1 pseudogene is annotated in these 440 nt (G+C 67.3%); it reads right to left on the reverse strand.

The features are described from left to right. Window positions 1–402: pseudogene (locus tag LPA54_RS39130) on the reverse strand (hypothetical protein); the annotation flags it as partial. Between the last annotated feature and the right edge of the window lie 38 nt (window positions 403–440).

Genomic DNA, 440 nt, shown 5'->3' on the forward strand with positions numbered 1-440 from the left:
GGGCAGGGGGATGTTGCTGTCGAGGAGGGGGCCCGTCACCGACAGGGAGGTCAGCCGGTCGAGTCGCCGCAGATGGGCCAGCTCGGACTTCTCGATCTCGAAGAGCTCCAGGTCGAGCGAGTCGAGCGGCAGTCCCTCGAGTGCGGACAGCTTCCTGACCCGCGGGCAGCCCGACAGCGACAGGGAGGACAGCCCGGACAGCTTGCGAACGAAGGAGAGATCGTGCAGCAGGGAGTTGCCCAACACCTTGAGCTGCCGAATGCCGCTGTGCGGCAGAATCCTCGCGAGTTCGGCACTGCCGGCGTGCAGATCGAGGGCCACCAGGCCGGTGGGACCGCAGTGCCGCAACGCCGTCGCCATGGCGGTGGTGACCACGGTCACCATCTCGTTCTCCAGCGACATGTGCGCGAGGACCTCACGAGCGTAGTCCTCCTCCGGGT

Source organism: Streptomyces sp. DH12, from assembly GCF_020873895.1.
Taxonomy (GTDB): domain Bacteria; phylum Actinomycetota; class Actinomycetes; order Streptomycetales; family Streptomycetaceae; genus Streptomyces.